We start from the raw sequence: 18,679 nt of genomic DNA, 5'->3' as shown, positions 1-18,679 counted from the left end.
ACCAATTACCGAAATAATATCGCAAAACAGGTTTTAAAAATTCTCTGTTTTGTACAAAAATTAATTAGTTCCCCAAGGGGGTTCTGAACAGTTACAATAATATAATATAAATGGCAAACTGCATAACATAAGCAGTATCAGTAATATAGAATTTATAACAGAATGTCTTATGAAATAGTCATATGGATTTATATAATTCGCGATATCCTTGTTAATCAAAATTGAAGTTATTCCCTCATACAATTTCTCAATCTGGTTTGTGCCTACTAAAAAATCCCCGAAGTTACACGTAATTGATATGCCCAGATGCTTGTCAGGAATTAATGCGGAAAAGCTACAGAAATTAGATAACTTTCCCGTATGGTAGAGAATATCAACGTTGTTTATTGTTTTGTTTATCCACCCCGCACTATATATTCCATCGTTATTGATATAAATATCTTCAATAGCAGGACTATTCTTTACTGATACACCATTTTCCTTGACTATTTTTGATAATTGGTTTCCCTCATATGAGTACTTCATCATATACCGCAAAAATTTCCCCATATCAGCGGTGCTTGAACATAAATATCCCGAAGGCTCCTGTATCCATGAATATTCATTTGGCACTTTTGTGTCATACGGTAAAGAAAATCCAAAATATGCTTTATATCCCTGCATTACTTTTGATTTTGCGCTATCTGAAAAAGCGAAGCTTTGTTTCATTTTTAAAGGGGTAAAAATTTGTGTTTCGACATAATTTGAAAAGGTATTTCCTGTTATCACTTCTATAACACTGCCAATTAGATTGTAATTAGCATTAGAGTATTCAAACGCACCATATTTACCAGAAAATTTAAGATTATCTATTGTTTCATAAGTACCTATCCCACTGGTATGATTAAGTAAATCTCTAATAGTTATTTCATCGGTGCAGTTTATTTCGGGTAAATAGTGACAGATAGGTGTGTCAATACTTATTGAAAATTTTCCCAATAATTTAAACATAGCTACGGCTGTAAATGCTTTGCTTGTAGAACCAAGTACAAAAGAAGAACTGCCAGTTATCCCCGCACCATAGTTCATAGAAAACAATTCGTCTTCTTGATCTGTAATTGTTATAGATAGATGGTCAATAGGAATTGATTGAAATGTCTTTTTAATAAGGTCATCAATTTCTTTTGCTTTTTCCTTTGAAATAGTTGTTTCCATATCAGTTTTCTCCTGCTTTGTATCAGCATAAACACAATTTGACGTAAATAATATGAAAGTACATATAAGTGCCATTATAAAAAAAATATGAACAAGTGAAGATGGTGAGTAAATTTCATTCATTTTTATTATCAAAATATAAGGGCTGTCACACTAGCTGATTAAATCCAGCAGTGTGCACTAATTACTTAGTGCGACAGTCCCATATTAATTCCTTTCCAATAGCGCTCTTGCATACTCTCTTATATATTTTATTTTTTCTTTATTTTCTATATCACCTCTTTGCCATATTCCCAGTTGCCCATAAAAGAAGAAAGTTGCTAATAGCGTTGAATTTTCAATATTAATTTCTCTATTTTCCTTAGCTGATTCAAGTCGTTCTGTGAGAATAGGAATAAGTTCATTTATTAAAGCAATTTCCATCTGTAGATGAAAATTAGAATTACCAGGTGAATTAAAAAATTTATGGTATTGATTATCCTCAATTACCATATCATGCAATGCAGGAAGGGTATCAATAAGTTCAAAAAGCGAACAATTCTTATTTTGCATCATGGCATTAAAACAATCGACTCCCTGTTCTACGTATAAGTTCAATGCAGCTTGATATATTTCTTCTTTCGACTTAAAATAACGATAGCACAAACCCTGTGATACATTAATCTCCTTAGTTATGTCAAGCATACTCGTATGTTCATAACCCTTTTCAACAAATAAGCCAATAGCCGCATCTATTATTTCCTGTCGTCTGGTTTCTGGATTTTTGGTTATTCTTTGCATAATGCACCTCCAAAGAAATTATATGACGATATATGTTAAAAGTCAATGAATAAAATTTACTCACAAAGTATAACCTAGATAATCAATTTTATAAAAGCATGTATCTCACAAGAAAAAAGTTGGAATTGCAGCTCCAATCTGTTCCAGTAACGTCGCCGGTCCGTTTTTAAATCATCTTTGATGATGGGACCGGCTCATGGTTATATTTACTTGATTGGCGCATAGCTTGACAGCAGGTGTCAAGCTTGCGTGTGAACAGTAGCCTGCCGCCAGCTGACAACACAAATCTTTCATTTTCTCGTCTATACATTCATTTTTTTTCGTGGTATAATATTTACATAGTACAAACATGATTTTAACATAGTTTCATACATCAGTTTTGTACAAATACGAATAAAAGGAGTTGAGCATCATGAATTTTATTATCAGCGGAAAAAACATCGATGTAACACCAGGCTTGAAGGACACAATCGAATCGAAATTAGGAAAACTCGAAAGGTATTTCACTCCTGAAACCGAGATTATCGTCACCCTCAGCGTAGAAAAAGAGAGACAGAAAATCGAGGTAACCATACCAGTAAAAGGAAACATCATTCGCTCCGAGCAGGTGAGCAATGACATGTACGTATCTATTGATTTAGTAGAAGAAGTCATAGAAAGGCAGCTTCGCAAATACAAAAACAAACTGGTAGCCAAAAACCAGGGCATCGGAACCAGCAACTTCAAACAAGAATTTGTAGACGCCGAAGACAACACCGACGAAAGCGAAATCAAAATCGTCCGCACCAAACGCTTCGGCATCAAACCAATGTATCCAGAGGATGCCTGCATCCAAATGGAACTTCTTGGTCATACATTCTTCGTCTTCTTTAACGCAGAAACCGAAGATGTAAACGTAGTCTATAAAAGAAAAGACGGATCCTACGGGTTGATCGAGCCAGAATTTGCCTAGCCACAAGCCGTGCATAAATAAAAAAGAGAAGACCTGCCAGGGTGCTCGCACACTGGCAGGTCTTCTCCTTTTTATTTATATAGGGCGCCAGCCCGACAGCCCCGAAAAGCCCTTTTCGGGGCGTGCACGGCTTGTGACCCTAAATCATTCACCCACAAACTCCATCCTCCCCACTCCAAGCAACCAGCGAAGCGCCGTTGCCCACAGCTCCACCCACTCATTCCCCCATTCACCCCATCCCCAAGCAACCAGCGAAGCGCCGTTGCTCACTCACTCCCACCCATTCCCCAGGCAACCAGCAAAGCGCCGTTGCTCACTCACTCCCACCCATTCCCCAGGCAACCAGCAAAGCGCCGTTGCCCACTCAACTCCACCCATTCCCAAGCAACCAGCGAAGCGCCGTTGCCCACTCAACTCCACCCATTCCCCAGGCAACCAGCGAAGCGCTGTTGCCGCCCCCCGTCAGAACACAACCATCTCCCCATCCACCTTCGCAAAAAAGCACTCCGCCCCCTTCTCCATCTCAGCCTTTCCATTACTCCCTTCCACAATCTCCGCCACAATCCGTTCCTCATCCTCCGCCGGAACCAGCACTTCCACCTCTACAACATCCGTATACACCGAATCCAAAATCGTCAGCCCGCGCTGCCCCAATATATACTGGATCTTCCCCAATCCGGTATAATCCGTCTTCACCCGCAGCTTATACCCAAATGTCTTCACAACCTGCACGCTCGCGTCAATCCCGGCCTTCGCCGCCGCAGTATAAGCCCGTACCAATCCGCCGGTTCCGAGCAGTGTCCCGCCAAAATACCGCGTCACAATCACCAGCACATTCTTCAGTTCCTGCCCCGTAATCACCTCCATTATCGGTTTTCCGGCCGTTCCGCTGGGTTCCCCGTCATCGCTGCAGCGCACAAGCGGCTGCTCTACACCAACCGTATAAGCCCAACAGTTATGTCTGGCATCCCAATACTGTTTTTTCACCTTCTCTATAATTGCGGTCGCCTCATCCTCTGTCTCAACCGGAAATGTCGTCACAATAAAACGTGATTTTTTCTCTACGATTTCTCCCGTTCCGCCTCTATATATTGTCTGATAAGAATTGAGCATATTCTCTTCCTGCCTTTCCCTTTTCTTCTCATACTATACCAAGAATCACGTCAAAAACCAATCCCATTTCACGCAAAACACCACTTCCGCTGAAGACACAGGCATTTGCAGCCACAATAGAACTTCTTTCCACCCCATACAAAATAATTAAGTTTTTATAATTTACCTTTATTTAATGTCTTAAGTTTGTTATAATCAGCCTGTATGGGTAAAGGAGGACATTATTCATGAATTACGGAAAAGAGAATGCCGCCAAGCGGCAAAAAGATATTTCTTCAAAAACAAATATGAAAAAGAAACGCGTCGGTGTAAGGCTTTTTAAAGCACTTCTTATCTGCGTTCTTCTTGCAATCATCCTCGGTGTCGCGGGCTGTGGTATGTTTGTAAAGCGGATTCTGGATGATACCCCGGATGTATCACCCACCAATGTTAAACCATCCGGCTACACCACTTTTGTATATGCTCAGGACGGCACCGAACTGGAACGCTTCGTATCTTCCGGATCCAACCGTATCTACAAGACAATTGACGAGATTCCAGATTGCCTTGCAAAAGCTTTTGTTGCAATTGAGGATGAACGTTTTTATCAGCATAACGGCATTGACATGCAGGGTATTCTGAGAGCCGGCGTGATCGGTCTCACAAGCGGAGATCTCTCACAGGGTGCAAGTACCCTGACCCAGCAGCTGATCAAGAATAATGTATTTCCGGACTTTACCGAAGAAAAAACCTTATATGACCGTGTAGAACGTAAGCTGCAGGAGCAATTTTTAGCGGTCGAAATCGAAAAACAGATGAGTAAGGATGAGATCATTGAGGCTTACATGAACACCATCAACTTAGGACAGAACTGCCTCGGTGTACAGGCTGCTTCTCAGCGCTACTTTAATAAAGATGTAAGTGAGATCACCCTGTCGGAGGCTGCAGTCATCGCCGGAATCACACAGAGTCCTACAAACTACGACCCGGTAAATCATCCGGAGGCAAACTCGACACGCCGGGATGAAGTTCTCAGCAAAATGTTAAAACAGGGATACATCACCCAAGAGGAATACGATGAAGCCAAAGCGGACCCGGTATATGACCGTATTCAGGCCACAGTCGTAGATGGTTCTGACGATTCCCCTTATTCCTACTTTATTGATGAATTATCCGCAGAAGTCATTCAGGATCTTCGAGATCAGCTGGGATATTCTTACACCCAGGCTTATAATGCAGTATACAGCGGCGGACTTTCCATCACAGCAACACAGGATCCCACCATTCAGGCCATCGCTGATGAGGAAGTTGCCAATGACGCGAACTATCCTTCCTCCATCTACTATGGAGTAGAGTTCAGAGCCACGGTCACAAGAACAGATGGTTCTGTGGAAAACTACAGCACAGAGATGCTGCGCGACTATCTTGCAAACACCCGCGGAGAACAGTATCCTCTTGTATTCGACAGCATAGAGGCTGCCACACAGGCAGTGGAGGAATATAAAACCACACTCAACATTGGTGAGGGTGACATTTTGGACGAAAAGACTTCCTACCCGCCGCAGCCGCAGACCTCGGTTGTCATTATGGATCAGTATACCGGCCAGGTAAAAGCAATTGTCGGTGGACGCGGCGCCAAAGAAACCAGTCTTTCTTATAACAGAGCGACAGAAGCTACCAGACAGCCCGGTTCCTGCTTCAAGATCTTGTCGGCCTATGCGCCTGCACTGGACGTAGGCGGCTATACACTGCAGACACAGATTCTGGACGAGCCATTCACAACAACGACCGGTCATCCGATCAAGAACTGGTGGGGCGACTACTATAAAGGAAACCAATCCGTCAGAAAAGCAATTGAACAATCCATGAATGTCTGCGCCGTTAAGACACTGACGGCCATCGGCGTACAGACCGGTTTTGATTATCTGATCAATTTCGGATTCAGCACTCTGGTAGATGGAACAGACCCTGACTATCCGGGCTATTCTGATATTCAGCAGGTTACCGCTCTCGGTGGTATCACGCGAGGCGTCTATAACATCGAGATGACCGCGGCGTATGCCTCTCTTGCCAACAGTGGTGTTTATACGAAGCCGATATTATACACACAGATTTTAGATCACGACGGGGCTGTTCTGCTGGACAACACTCCTGACCAGCATCAGGTAGTTCAGGAATCCACAGCTGCATTGCTCACCAATGCCATGCAGGACGTAGTCACAAAAGGTACCGGTACCCAGGCAGCAATCACCAATATGCCGGTATCCGGCAAGACCGGAACGACCAGTGACAACGTAGATATCTGGTTTTCAGCATATACGCCTTACTATACCTGCTCTGTCTGGGGCGGATATGACACCAACAAGCCGTTAAACGATTGGGAAACATCCTGGCATCTCACTCTATGGAGAAGCATTATGGATCGTGTTCATCAAAATCTTGAAACCAAGGCTTTTGATATTCCACCTTCTATCGAACAGCTTACCGTTTGTACACAGACCGGTCTGATTGCTAATTCCGGCTGTCCGGCTGTTACCGATTATTTTGCTACAGCAACTGCTCCTACCCAGGTTTGCCCAGGACATGGTTACACCTACAACAATAATTCAAACGGATCCAGCAGCTCCAATAATTCAAGCGGAACCTACGACTCATCTACAGGAAACACTACTGACGGAACTGGAACTACTAACGGCAGTACCGATTATGATAACGGCCAGACAAACAATGGTGATACTACTGGCGGTGGCGGCGACACTACCGGCGGCGGTGATACTACTGGCGGTGGCGGCGACACTACTGGCGGCGGTGACACTACCGGTGGCGGCGACACTACCGGTGGTGGTGACTCTGGCGGTGGTGACTCTGCGGCACAGTAAAATTAAGATCACTTATTCAGCCATATAAAAAAGAGAGATAAAATAAAAAGATATGCCCCGTGTCTGTTTGACAGAGGGCATATCTTTTTATTTTATCTCTCTTTTTTACACTTATTCCATTCAGGAGGATACTTGCAGTCTCATGCTCCTCTTATTCCAGAATCAGTTTTGCTGCACCACATATTCCTGCATCATTTCCCAGAGTCGCCAGTGCGAATGTCACATCCAGATTTGCAAAAAAAGCACGTTCCTTGAACGGTTTCTCTATGTATGGCAAAAGAATCTCTCCTGCTTTTGAAACTCCGCCGCCGATTACGATAATTGTCGGATCTGCAATCACTGCAATATTTGCCAAAGCATGTCCGAGATATTCTCCAAAAGAGACTGCGATTTCTTTCGCTACCTCATCTCCTTCTTTTACCGCATCAAAAACAGATTTTGCCGACAGCGATCTCTTTCTGAGCATCGTATCTCTGGAATCTTCCTCCAGCTTCTTTTTGGCAAGTCTCACGATTCCGGTTGCGGATGCATACTGCTCCAGGCATCCATGATTTCCACAGCCACAGGAGTCCGTCTCCTCATAGTTCACACAGATATGACCGATCTCGCCGCCGGATCCATGCGCCCCTGTGAGGACCTTCCCGTCTATGATAATTCCGCCGCCCACTCCGGTTCCAAGCGTCACCATCACGAGATTCTTCTCGCCCATTCCGCCGCCTTTCCACATTTCTCCCAGCGCAGCTACATTGGCATCATTTCCAATCTCAGCCTTCATTCCGGTCAATTCTTCCAGCTCTTTTTTTACTTCTTTGTATTTCCAGCCAAGATTTGCACTATCATACACGATTCCTTCCGCGCTGACCGGTGCCGGAACTCCCATGCCTATGCCATAGATATCTTCCAGGCTGATGTTATATTTTTTTATCTTCTGTTTGATGGATTCTGCCACATCCGGAAGGATTGCCGCTCCCTCATTTTCCGTGTGGGTGACAATCTCCCACTTCTCCACAATCTTTCCGTCAAACTCAAAAAGTCCCATCTTAACCGTTGTTCCACCTACATCTACTCCAAAACAATATTTCATAATAAAATTCCTTTCCACTGTACTAGTTCTTTGTGAGATTCTCCTGCACTCTTCTATATAATTCCTGGGCCGCATTGTATCCCATCTGTTTCTGTCTGTGATTGATTGCCGCTGTCTCGACGATCATGGCCAGATTACGCCCCGGACGAATCGGAAGTGTGTGGCAGACCACTTTATTTCCAAGAAATTCTGTATACTCATCTTCCAGTCCCAGACGGTCATACTCTTTGTCTTTATTCCAGTCCTCCAGCGTAATGACAAGGTCAATATTCTGTGTCTCTCTGACGCTCTGTACACCAAACAACGTCTTCACATCCACGATACCAATACCGCGCATCTCGATAAAATGCCGCGTGATGTCAGGTGCCATGCCGACCAGCGTATCATCGCTGACCTTGTGAAGTTCCACGACATCATCCGTCACCAGGCGGTGTCCACGCTTAATCAGCTCCAGTGCGGTCTCACTCTTTCCAATCCCGCTCTCTCCCATGATCATGACACCGACACCATAACAGTCTACCAACACACCATGAATAGAAATGCACGGGGCAAGCTTTACATTCAGCCAGCGAATCAGCTCCGCAGAGAAAGGAGAGGTTGACTGGACTGTCTGAAATATTGGAATATTCGACTCCTGCGCTTTCTCCAGAAGGTAATCCTCCGGTTCCAGGTTCTTGCTGAAGATAATACAGGGGATTCCATATTGAAGCAGCTGGTCATAGATTTCTTTTTTCTTCTCCGCATCCAGTGTCTCTAAAAAAGCATACTCTACATTGCCGATGATCTGCACCCGCTCTGAATCAAAATGATCAAAGAATCCGGTCAGTTGAAGTGCCGGTCTGTTCACGTCCGGAACTGCAACATTCCGGTCTGACAGATCGATATCCGGGGTCAGATTCTTCAAGTCCATCTTCTCAACCAATTCTTTTAACTTAACACCTTTTGTCATAATAATCTCCTTTTCATCTTAAAATAAACGGATAGCGATCATCCGCACTGTAACAGCTACGTTCAGTATATCACTCACGAAAAAAGTTGTATACCTCACCAGCCGATTTTTCATTCATGGATGGAAGTTTTTTCAGTTCTTCCACCGATGCATTTTTGATGGCATCCAGATTCATAAAATGCTGCATCAATTCCTTCCGCCGCTTCGGTCCGATCCCGGGTATATCATCCAGAATCGAGTGTACCTGGTTCTGCCCGCGCAGCTTTCTGTGAAATTCTATCGCAAACCGATGAGCCTCGTCCTGGATGCGGGTAATCAGGCGGAACGCCTCCGAGGACCGGTCGATTTCGATCTCAACATTGTTAAAATACAGCCCCCTTGTCCTGTGGTGATCATCTTTTACCATACCACAGACCGGGATATTCAGCTTCAGCTCATCCAACACTTCCAATGCGATGTTGACCTGGCCTCTTCCTCCGTCCATCATGATCAGATCCGGAAATGTGGTAAAGCGCCCCACTTCCTTCTCGCTCTTTCGTTCTTCCAGCCCATGGCGAAATCTTCTGGTCAGAACCTCGCGCATACTGGCATAATCATCCGCCCCCTGTACACCCTTGATCTTAAACTTCCGGTAATCGTTGCGCTTCGGTTTCCCATGCTCATAGACCACCATCGAACCAACCGACGCGAATCCGTTGGTGTTGGAAATGTCGTACGCCTCCATCCGGACAACTCCATCCAGTCCCAACAGCTGCTCAATTTCTTTCACCGCCCCGATGGTGCGCCCCTCTTCCCTCTTCAGACGCTCTTTATCCTTGCTCAGAACCATTTTTGCATTGTTCGCCGCCAATTCCACCAGTTTTTCTTTCGTGCCCTTTTTGGGCACTCTGATGGTCACCTTGTGGCCTCGCTTTGTTCCGAGCCACTCCTCCAGCACCTGCGCATCTTCAATCTCGGCCTGCAGGAAAAGTTCTCCCGGTATATACGGCGTCCCCGCATAAAACTGCTTGATAAAACTCGAGAGGATATCCGACACTTCCTCCCCCTCTGTGATCCGCAGATAGAAATGATCCCGTCCGATCAATCTTCCACCGCGGATAAAGAATACCTGTACCACTGCGTCAGTGCCTTCCGTTGCCACGGCGAGCACATCCCTGTCCTCACCGCTGCTGTCCGTGATCTTCTGCTTCTGGGCGATTTTTTTTACACTTCCAATCATTTCCCGGTACTCGATGGCGCGCTCGAACTCCAGATTCTCCGAGGCCTCACTCATCTTCGCCTCCAGTTCTCCCAGAATGGTATCGTATCTGCCATTCAGAAACTGCAGCACCTCATCGATCGCCTTGCGGTACTCCTCCTCGGAAATATATCCCTGGCACGGTGCCTTGCACTGCTTAATATGATAGTTCAGGCACGGCCGCTCCTTCCCGATATCTTTCGGAAGGTTCCGGCTGCAGCTCCGCACCTGATACAGTTTCCGTATCAGGTCAATGGTATCCCTGACCGCACCGGAACTGGTATAAGGTCCAAAATACTTCGACTTGTCCTTGTTCATCCTGCGGGCCAGCATGATACGCGGATAGGCCTCCTCCACAGTCACCCGGATAAACGGATACGCCTTGTCATCCATCAGCATCGTATTGTACTTCGGATGGTGCTCCTTGATCAGGTTGCACTCCAGGACCAGGGCCTCCAACTCCGAGTCTGTCACAATGTACTCAAATCGCGTGATATGCGTCACCATCTGCTCTATCTTGGCACCCTTATTGCGGCTGCTCTGGAAATACTGTCTCACACGGTTCTTCAGGCTGATCGCTTTTCCCACATAAATGATGCGGTCCATCTCGTCATGCATAATATATACGCCCGGTTTTCCGGGCAGTTTTTTCAGTTCATCTTCTATTATAAAATTATTATTTTCCATAAGTTATATTATACTTTGAATGTGCAAAAAGGACAAGGCAAATTGCCTTGTCCTTTTTTATTCTTTGAACATTTTATTACTGCCGGCACGGCCGCTTACTCTGCCTCAAATGCATCCTCATCCGCAACCTCGATCCCTGCTTTAGATTCTGTCTCTTCCTCCGCATTCTGCTCCGCTGCCGGTTTCATGATGATGCGTTCTTCTCTGGAAGTGCTCTCTGCCGCTGCGCCTTCCTCCGGTTCTTCGATTCCCTTAACTTCACGGAATATCTTCATAAATTCCTTGCCGGTGATGGTCTCCTTCTCAATCAGGAAGGCCGCTATTTTATCCAGTGCCTCACGATTCTCATTGAGCAGTCTCTTCGCTTCTTCATAAGCATACTTCAGCATGCCCATCACTTCTTTATCAATCTCGCCCGCGGTGTCATCACTGCAGTTCATCACCGCACGGCCATCCAAATAACGGTTCTGTATAGATTCCAGTCCGATCAGTCCGAATTTTTCGGACATACCATACTGAGTAATCATGGCTCTCGCGATCTTCGTCGCTTTTTCGATATCGTTGGATGCACCGGTCGTCACCGTGTCGAACACGATCTCTTCCGCCGCACGGCCAGCCAGCATTCCCACCAGCATAGCCTCCAGCTCCTTCTTCGTGTTGAGGAACTTTTCCTCCTCGGGTGTCTGCATTACGTAGCCCAGTGCTCCCATCGTTCTCGGCACGATCGTAATCTTCTGCACCGGCTCCGAATCCTTCTGCAATGCACTTACCAGCGCATGACCCACCTCATGGTAAGACACGATCCGGCGTTCTTCTTTGCTCATGATCCGGTCTTTCTTTTCCTTGCCGACCAGCACGACCTCGACCGCCTCAAACAAATCATTCTGGCACACGACCTGTCTGCCGTTCTTAACTGCGTTGATTGCCGCCTCATTGATCATATTCGCAAGATCCGATCCCACTGCACCTGACGTCGCAAGTGCGATGCCCTCCAGATCGACCGTCTCATCCATCTTCACCTCTTTGGAGTGTACCTTCAGGGTATCAATACGTCCTTTCAAATCCGGCTTGTCCACGACAATCCGTCTGTCGAAACGTCCCGGTCTCAAAAGTGCCGGATCGAGAACCTCTGGTCTGTTGGTCGCCGCCAGCAGAAGCAGTCCCTTGTTCGTATCAAATCCATCCATCTCCGCCAGAAGCTGATTCAGGGTCTGCTCACGCTCGTCATTACTTCCCATGCCAGTGTCACGGCTCTTGCCGATGGCATCAATCTCATCGATAAACACGATACACGGTGCCATCTGCTGTGCCTGCTTGAACAGATCACGCACACGGGATGCGCCGACACCGACATACATCTCCACAAATGCGGATCCGGAAAGTGAGAAGAACGGTACCTTTGCTTCTCCTGCAACCGCCTTCGCAAGCAATGTCTTACCGGTTCCCGGAGGTCCCACAAGCAATGCTCCTTTCGGAAGCTTCGCTCCGATTCCAGTGTATTTTCCAGGATTGTGAAGGAAATCTACGACTTCCTCCAGAGACTCTTTCGCCTCGTCCTGTCCTGCCACATCCGCAAAAGTGACACCTGTTTCTTTTTCCACGTATACTTTTGCATTACTCTTCCCGATTCCCATCATGCCGCCGCCCTTTGACATCTTTCTGGTCATAAATACAAAGAGCAGTACCAGCATCAGGATCGGAAGAATCACTGTCACAAAAATCTCAAACATCATGGACGAGGTCGTATCCGGAATCTCCTGCTCGTATTCCACCCCGGCCGCATACAGCTTGTCGGACAGCGTATCGTCCTTCACAAGACCGGTATAGTAATCAGGTTCCTTCTCCGCCTGTTCTTTCTGATTTTCTGTTCCTGTCAGTGCGTTCTCGATTTCATTTGCCGTACTTTTGTTCTTGTCATCTTTTGATGTGATGTAAATCTGGCTGGATGATATCGTAACCTTCTCAACCTTCCCCTCATCAATCATCTTCAGGAACTTATTATAAGTAATCTCTTCCGGGCTGCCGCTCTGCATCATAGAATACAGACCGTATACCAGAAAAGCAGTCAGCAGTGTGGTAATTAAAATAACCATCCATCCCTGCTTTCCGTTCCGCGGACTTTGGTTATTTTTATTATTTTGGTTGTCCATTTTTCTCCTCCTAAACGTCATATGCTTTATTATAAGTATGAACTCCACATAAATCAATAAAAACATTATGAAAATATTGTAAACTAAGGGGGTTTTATAGTATACTATAGACTGTATTGGGGTAAAAAAATTATAAAACATCAGACAAGGGGAAGGTCATATATGAAAATAGGATTTGACAATCAAAAATACCTGGATATGCAGTCTCAGCATATTCGTGAACGCATCGATCAATTTGACAACAAACTATACCTGGAATTTGGCGGCAAACTGTTTGACGACTACCATGCAGCACGCGTGCTGCCCGGCTTTGAACCGGACAGTAAGCTCCGTCTGCTCAAGCAGCTCAGCGACCAGGCCGAGATTGTCATCGCCATCAGCGCAAAAGATATCGAGAAGAATAAGATTCGCGGAGACCTTGGCATCACCTATGATCTGGATGTTCTCCGTCTGATTGATTCTTTCAAGGACAACGGACTTTTTGTCGGCAGTGTGGTAATCACGCAGTACAGTGGTCAGACCAGCGCCAACTTGTTCGAAAACAGGCTGGAGCACCTTGGCATTAAGGTCTACCTGCACTACTCTATCGACGGCTATCCTTCCAACATTCCACACATCGTAAGCGATGAGGGATTTGGCAGAAACGATTATATTGAGACAACACGCCCGCTGGTGATCATCACAGCACCGGGACCCGGCAGCGGCAAGATGGCAACCTGCCTCTCCCAGCTCTACCACGAGGAAAAACGCGGCATCCGCGCCGGATATGCCAAGTTCGAGACATTTCCGATCTGGAATCTTCCGCTGAAGCACCCGGTCAATCTGGCGTATGAGGCTGCCACCGCGGACTTAAACGACATCAACATGATTGATCCGTTTCATCTGGAGGCATACGGCAAGACCACAGTCAACTACAACCGTGATGTGGAGATCTTTCCGGTTCTGAACACCATGTTTGAAAAAATATACGGGGAAAGTCCTTATAAATCACCTACTGACATGGGCGTCAATATGGCCGGAAACTGTATCAGTGATGATGCAGCGTGCCAGGAGGCTTCCAGACAGGAGATTATCCGCCGTTATTACCATGCGCTCGGATCACTGCTGAAGGGCGAGAGCAGCGAGGACGAGGCACTGAAAATCGAACTTCTGATGAACCAGATCGGGGTCACCGTTCACGACCGCAGGGTGGTGGATGCCGCATTGTCCCGTGCCAGAGAGACCGATGGTCCGGCCGCGGCAATGGAACTCGGGGATGGCCGGATCATCACCGGAAAAACCACCAATCTACTCGGAGCTTCTGCCGCACTTTTGCTGAACGCACTGAAGGATCTCGCTGGAATCAGTCACGAACAACACGTGATTTCTCCTGAGGCTATCGAACCGATCCAGAAGCTGAAGGTGGACTACCTGCAGAGCAAAAACCCAAGACTTCACACCGACGAGGTTTTGATTGCACTGTCCACCAGCTCCTACACAAATCCGGCGGCAGACCGGGCGCTGGCACAGGTTCCGAACCTGAAGGGCTGCCAGGTACACACCTCAGTCATGCTGTCCGATGTCGATATCAAAGTATTCAAAAAACTTGGTGTAGATCTCACATCCGAGGCAACCTACGAGACCAAACAGCACTACCACTAAAAGAGAACGTATTCGTCAATGGGGACGGAAATTCTGTAGGGAATTTCTGTCCTTTTTTTCTTATTTCTTACCTTCTTTTGTTTTACAGTGTGTTTTACTTTGTTTTTCAAAAAATACTATATTTTCTTTTTATTTGGGTGTATACTTTTTAAGTATTTTTTAGCTGTCTAAAATCTGACAGTATCAGCAAAGCCCGAATCGACTATTCTCCAAAAAAGTCGATAAAGAGAATCCAAAGCCCCAGAACTCATTAATTCAAATTCACATAGGAGGATCATATGGCAGTAAAATATGTATTTGTAACAGGTGGAGTCGTATCCGGTCTCGGAAAAGGAATCACCGCAGCATCTTTAGGACGTCTGTTGAAGGCCCGTGGGTACACGGTAACCATGCAGAAATTCGATCCATACATCAACATCGACCCCGGAACCATGAACCCGGTTCAGCACGGGGAGGTATTCGTCACAGATGACGGTGCTGAGACCGATCTGGATCTCGGACATTACGAGCGTTTCATCGACGAAAGCCTCACAAAAAATTCAAATGTAACCACCGGAAAAATCTACTGGTCCGTTCTGCAGAAAGAGCGTCGCGGGGATTTCGGAGGAGGTACCGTTCAGGTAATCCCACATATCACTAACGAAATCAAGAGCCGTTTCTACCGCAATCCGGCTGCCACAGACACGGAGATTGCCATCATCGAAGTAGGCGGTACTGTCGGTGACATCGAGAGTGAGCCATTTCTGGAGGCGATCAGACAGTTCCAGCACGACAGAGGTCATGATAATGTCGCCCTCATCCACGTCACTCTGATTCCTTACCTGAGAGCGTCCGGCGAACTCAAGACCAAACCTACTCAGGCAAGTGTAAAAGAGCTGCAGAAAATCGGTATCCAGCCGGATGTCATCGTGTGCCGTTCTGAGCTGCCTCTCGAGCCTGCCATGAAGGACAAGATTTCACTCTTCTGTAACGTACCTGCCAACCACGTTCTACAGAATCTGGATGTAGAATACCTGTATGAGGCACCGCTTGCCATGGAGGCTGAAAATCTTGCCGGCGTTGTGTGCGAATGCCTGCACCTGGACTGTCCAGAGCCGGATCTGAAGGACTGGACGGAAATGGTCGACTGCCTGAAGACTCCGACCTCAGAGGTCACGGTTGCTCTGGTCGGCAAGTATATCCAGCTCCACGATGCGTATATCAGTGTTGTAGAAGCTCTCAAGCACGGCGGTATCTTCAGCCACACTACGGTGAATATTAAATGGGTGGACTCTGAGACCGTCACACCGGAAAATGTAGCGGAACAGCTCGGTGATGTCAGCGGAATCCTTGTTCCAGGCGGTTTCGGCGACCGCGGAATCAACGGAAAAATTGAAGCCATCAAATATGCAAGAACCCATAACGTTCCATTCCTTGGACTCTGCCTTGGCATGCAGCTTTCAATCGTAGAATTTGCCCGCGACGTGGTCGGCTTCAACGACGCACACAGTGTGGAACTGGCACCGGATACCACACACCCGGTCATCCACATCATGCCGGATCAGATTGGCATTGAGGATATCGGCGGAACACTGAGACTCGGTGCTTATCCATGTGTTCTGGATCAGTCCTCCAAAGCCTACGAACTATACGGTGAGGGTGAGATTTCTGAGCGTCACCGCCATCGCTATGAGGTCAACAATGACTATCGCGATGATCTCATCAATCATGGAATGCTCCTCTCCGGTCTCTCACCGGACGGAAGGATCGTGGAGATGATCGAGATTCCGGACCACCCGTGGTTTATCGCCACGCAGGCTCACCCGGAACTGAAGTCCAGACCAAACCGCCCACATCCACTCTTCAAAGGGTTTGTTGAAGCCGCTTTGAAGTATCGCGGGTAGGGGGATTTGGTGAACGGGACGGCTTGTCGCGGCTGCCGATGGGCGGTCTGTGCGCTGACCGTTTGTCGGCAATTCCTAATATAAAAAACCGGGGATGCTCCGGGGACCGAACACAATCGGCAAGCGGGCTTGATGCCTGCTCGCCTCACGTGTTCTTGAAATTCGTTTTGGAAAACGAATTTCACCCCGGGCATCCCCGGTTTTTTCTATAAGAAATTACACGACGCACTCTACGCGCCCGGCCCCCCCACCGGCAGCCGCTCAGCCTGTTCGTCCCCCCATAACATTACCAGCGATTGACTTCCTGGCTGCTTCGCTGCGCTTGCGGGGAAAAAAGCTTAGGGGTATTCTTACTACTGAATTAGTTGGTGTGCCACCCGCCTTATTGCTTGGCCTGGATTCTTGGGACATCCTGACCGCGGAGGGTGATGATCGGTCCTCCTGTTCCTTCTATGTAGGACTTTGTGATGATCACCTGACCGATGTTGTCATCTTTTGGTATCTCATACATGATATCCAGCATAAACTCCTCTATAATGGCCCGGAGTGCTCTGGCTCCGGTGTCTTTTTTCATGGCTTTTTCTGCGATTGCCTTCAGGGCTTCATCCTCGAAATCCAGTTTTACCTCATCCAGTGCGAGAAGCTTCTGGTATTGTTTTAAGATAGCGTTCTTTGGCTCCTTCAGGATTTTGACCAGCATATCCGCATCCAGGCCCTTCAGGGTAAAGATAATCGGAAGACGTCCAATGAACTCCGGAATCATTCCGAAATTGCGCAGATCCTCAACCGTGACCTTCGACAGTAAATCCTTGTCGTGATCGTATTTGTCCTTCAGCTCCGAGTTGAATCCCATGGAACTCTGCTTGCTCAGCCGCTCTTTGATGATTTCTTCCAAATCCGGAAATGCGCCTCCGCAGATGAAGAGGATGTTCTTTGTGTTCACAGTCGTAAGTGGTACCATGGCATTCTTGCTGTTTGCTCCCACCGGAACTTCCACTTCGCTGCCCTCCAGAAGCTTCAGCATTCCCTGCTGTACAGACTCCCCACTTACATCGCGCTGACTTGTGTTTTTCTTTTTGGCAATTTTATCAATCTCATCAATAAAGATAATTCCGCGCTCCGCTTTCTCGACGTCGTTATCCGCCGCAGCGAGAAGCTTTGATACCACACTCTCGATGTCGTCACCGATATATCCTGCCTCTGTCAGGGAGGTTGCATCTGTGATCGCGAGCGGCACATCCAGCAGCTTCGCCAGTGTCTTCACAAGATAGGTCTTGCCGCAGCCTGTCGGTCCGATCATCAGCATGTTGGACTTCTCAATCTCGATATCGTCCATGGTGTCTGTCGCAACACGCTTATAGTGATTATAAACCGCAACAGACATTGCTTTCTTGGCATACTCCTGTCCGACAACATATCCGTCCAGCTGTGCCTTGATCTTATGTGGCGCCGGGATCTCACTGATATTCAGTTCCGGAGCCTTGCTTTCTTTTTTCTTTTTGATCTTCTGCTTTTGCGGAACACGATTTTCCAGATCAGACAGATTCAGAAACTGGATTCCCGGTGTATTCATTAACTTACTGTAATCGATGGAACCGTTGGTCATCGCATCGAAGCTTTTCTGCATACAATCAGAGCATACGGTTATATTGTTCGGAAGTTCAATCATCTTCCCCGCGGTGCTCTCCGGTCTGTGACAGATAAAGCAGACTTTTTCGTAGTCATCGTCATCGCCGTCCTTCTCCGCTGTATCCTCTATATTCTGTTCAGTTCCCAGAGTAATGACATCCGTGTCATCTCCCGAAAGGTTCTGATCTTCTTTTTCTTCCACAATCTCACTGTCTATGTATTCTTTATCTGACATAATTTATCCTTTCCTTCCACTATTCCTGCTTTCTATCTTTTCGGTCATCACTTCTCTGCCGTATCGCAAAGCCGGATGCCTCCTGCGGGAATAGTCCATGGAAACATTATAAACCAGAAGCATTATGCATACAAGTAAACTTTTTCTAAAGTCCCCCTCCCCACCTCCCGGTGTTTGTGCACTCAAAGCCACGGACTGTCCAAGGACCGCAAAACGGTATCTGCCGCAGGATTTTCTCCTCCGGCAGATACCGTTTCCAAAGCGGAGGATTCTTCACCATCCGCTGT

At 46.8% G+C, this 18,679-nt stretch carries 12 protein-coding genes; 4 read left to right on the top strand and 8 right to left on the bottom strand.

Going from position 1 to position 18,679, the window contains the following annotated elements; genetic code table 11:
- Positions 1-60: 60 nt before the first annotated feature.
- Together BUB85_RS12430 and BUB85_RS12425 are read right to left on the bottom strand one after the other, a co-directional pair.
- Entirely contained in the window at positions 61-1,194 is a 1,134-nt protein-coding gene (locus BUB85_RS12430; RefSeq protein ID WP_073110946.1) for a serine hydrolase domain-containing protein, read from the bottom strand.
- A 207-nt stretch (positions 1,195-1,401) separates the two neighbouring features.
- Positions 1,402-1,974: a TetR/AcrR family transcriptional regulator gene (locus BUB85_RS12425; protein ID WP_073110944.1), complete on the bottom strand. Its 573-nt coding sequence runs from the start codon at positions 1,972-1,974 to the stop codon at positions 1,402-1,404.
- Positions 1,975-2,386: 412 nt separating this feature from the next.
- On the opposite strand from BUB85_RS12425, the gene hpf reads away from it, so the two are divergent.
- Positions 2,387-2,926: a ribosome hibernation-promoting factor, HPF/YfiA family gene (gene hpf, locus BUB85_RS12420; protein ID WP_073110942.1), complete on the top strand. Its 540-nt coding sequence runs from the start codon at positions 2,387-2,389 to the stop codon at positions 2,924-2,926.
- Between the two features lie 462 nt (positions 2,927-3,388).
- Here the strand turns inward: hpf and BUB85_RS12415 are convergent, their stop codons facing one another.
- Positions 3,389-4,039: a YigZ family protein gene (locus BUB85_RS12415; RefSeq protein WP_073110940.1), complete on the bottom strand. Its 651-nt coding sequence runs from the start codon at positions 4,037-4,039 to the stop codon at positions 3,389-3,391.
- Between the two features lie 227 nt (positions 4,040-4,266).
- On the opposite strand from BUB85_RS12415, the gene BUB85_RS12410 reads away from it, so the two are divergent.
- Positions 4,267-6,897 (top strand): transglycosylase domain-containing protein, encoded by a 2,631-nt coding sequence (locus tag BUB85_RS12410; protein ID WP_073110937.1) that lies wholly within the window; start codon positions 4,267-4,269, stop codon positions 6,895-6,897.
- 151 nt (positions 6,898-7,048) lie between these two features.
- Here BUB85_RS12410 and BUB85_RS12405 read toward each other — a convergent pair whose 3' ends face one another.
- From BUB85_RS12405 to ftsH, 4 genes are all read right to left on the bottom strand, one after another.
- A complete protein-coding gene (locus BUB85_RS12405; protein ID WP_073110935.1) occupies positions 7,049-7,981 on the bottom strand; it encodes an ROK family glucokinase in 933 nt (310 codons plus the stop codon).
- 22 nt (positions 7,982-8,003) lie between these two features.
- On the bottom strand, positions 8,004-8,930 hold the full coding sequence (gene hprK, locus BUB85_RS12400; RefSeq protein WP_073110933.1) for an HPr(Ser) kinase/phosphatase: 927 nt from the start codon (positions 8,928-8,930) through the stop codon (positions 8,004-8,006).
- Between the two features lie 70 nt (positions 8,931-9,000).
- Positions 9,001-10,854: an excinuclease ABC subunit UvrC gene (uvrC, locus tag BUB85_RS12395; RefSeq protein ID WP_073110931.1), complete on the bottom strand. Its 1,854-nt coding sequence runs from the start codon at positions 10,852-10,854 to the stop codon at positions 9,001-9,003.
- A 95-nt stretch (positions 10,855-10,949) separates the two neighbouring features.
- Positions 10,950-13,004 carry an ATP-dependent zinc metalloprotease FtsH gene (gene ftsH, locus BUB85_RS12390; RefSeq protein ID WP_200803566.1) on the bottom strand — a complete coding sequence of 685 codons (2,055 nt, stop codon included), beginning with the start codon at positions 13,002-13,004 and terminating at the stop codon, positions 10,950-10,952.
- Positions 13,005-13,166: 162 nt separating this feature from the next.
- Between ftsH and BUB85_RS12385 the strand changes: the two genes are divergently transcribed.
- Complete coding sequence (locus tag BUB85_RS12385; protein ID WP_073110926.1) at positions 13,167-14,645, top strand: DUF1846 domain-containing protein; 1,479 nt, start codon at positions 13,167-13,169, stop codon at positions 14,643-14,645.
- A gap of 278 nt (positions 14,646-14,923) precedes the next feature.
- Positions 14,924-16,528, top strand: a complete 1,605-nt coding sequence (locus tag BUB85_RS12380; protein ID WP_073110924.1) for a CTP synthase — start codon at positions 14,924-14,926, stop codon at positions 16,526-16,528.
- A gap of 382 nt (positions 16,529-16,910) precedes the next feature.
- Here the strand turns inward: BUB85_RS12380 and clpX are convergent, their stop codons facing one another.
- The gene (clpX, locus tag BUB85_RS12375) at positions 16,911-18,392 is read right to left on the bottom strand and encodes an ATP-dependent Clp protease ATP-binding subunit ClpX (protein WP_073110922.1); all 1,482 of its coding nucleotides are present in this window, start codon (positions 18,390-18,392) and stop codon (positions 16,911-16,913) included.
- Positions 18,393-18,679: the final 287 nt, after the last annotated feature.

The sequence above is a fragment of the Hespellia stercorisuis DSM 15480 genome (assembly GCF_900142165.1).
Lineage (GTDB): Bacteria > Bacillota > Clostridia > Lachnospirales > Lachnospiraceae > Hespellia > Hespellia stercorisuis.
This window is presented reverse-complemented; position numbering and strand designations above follow the sequence as displayed.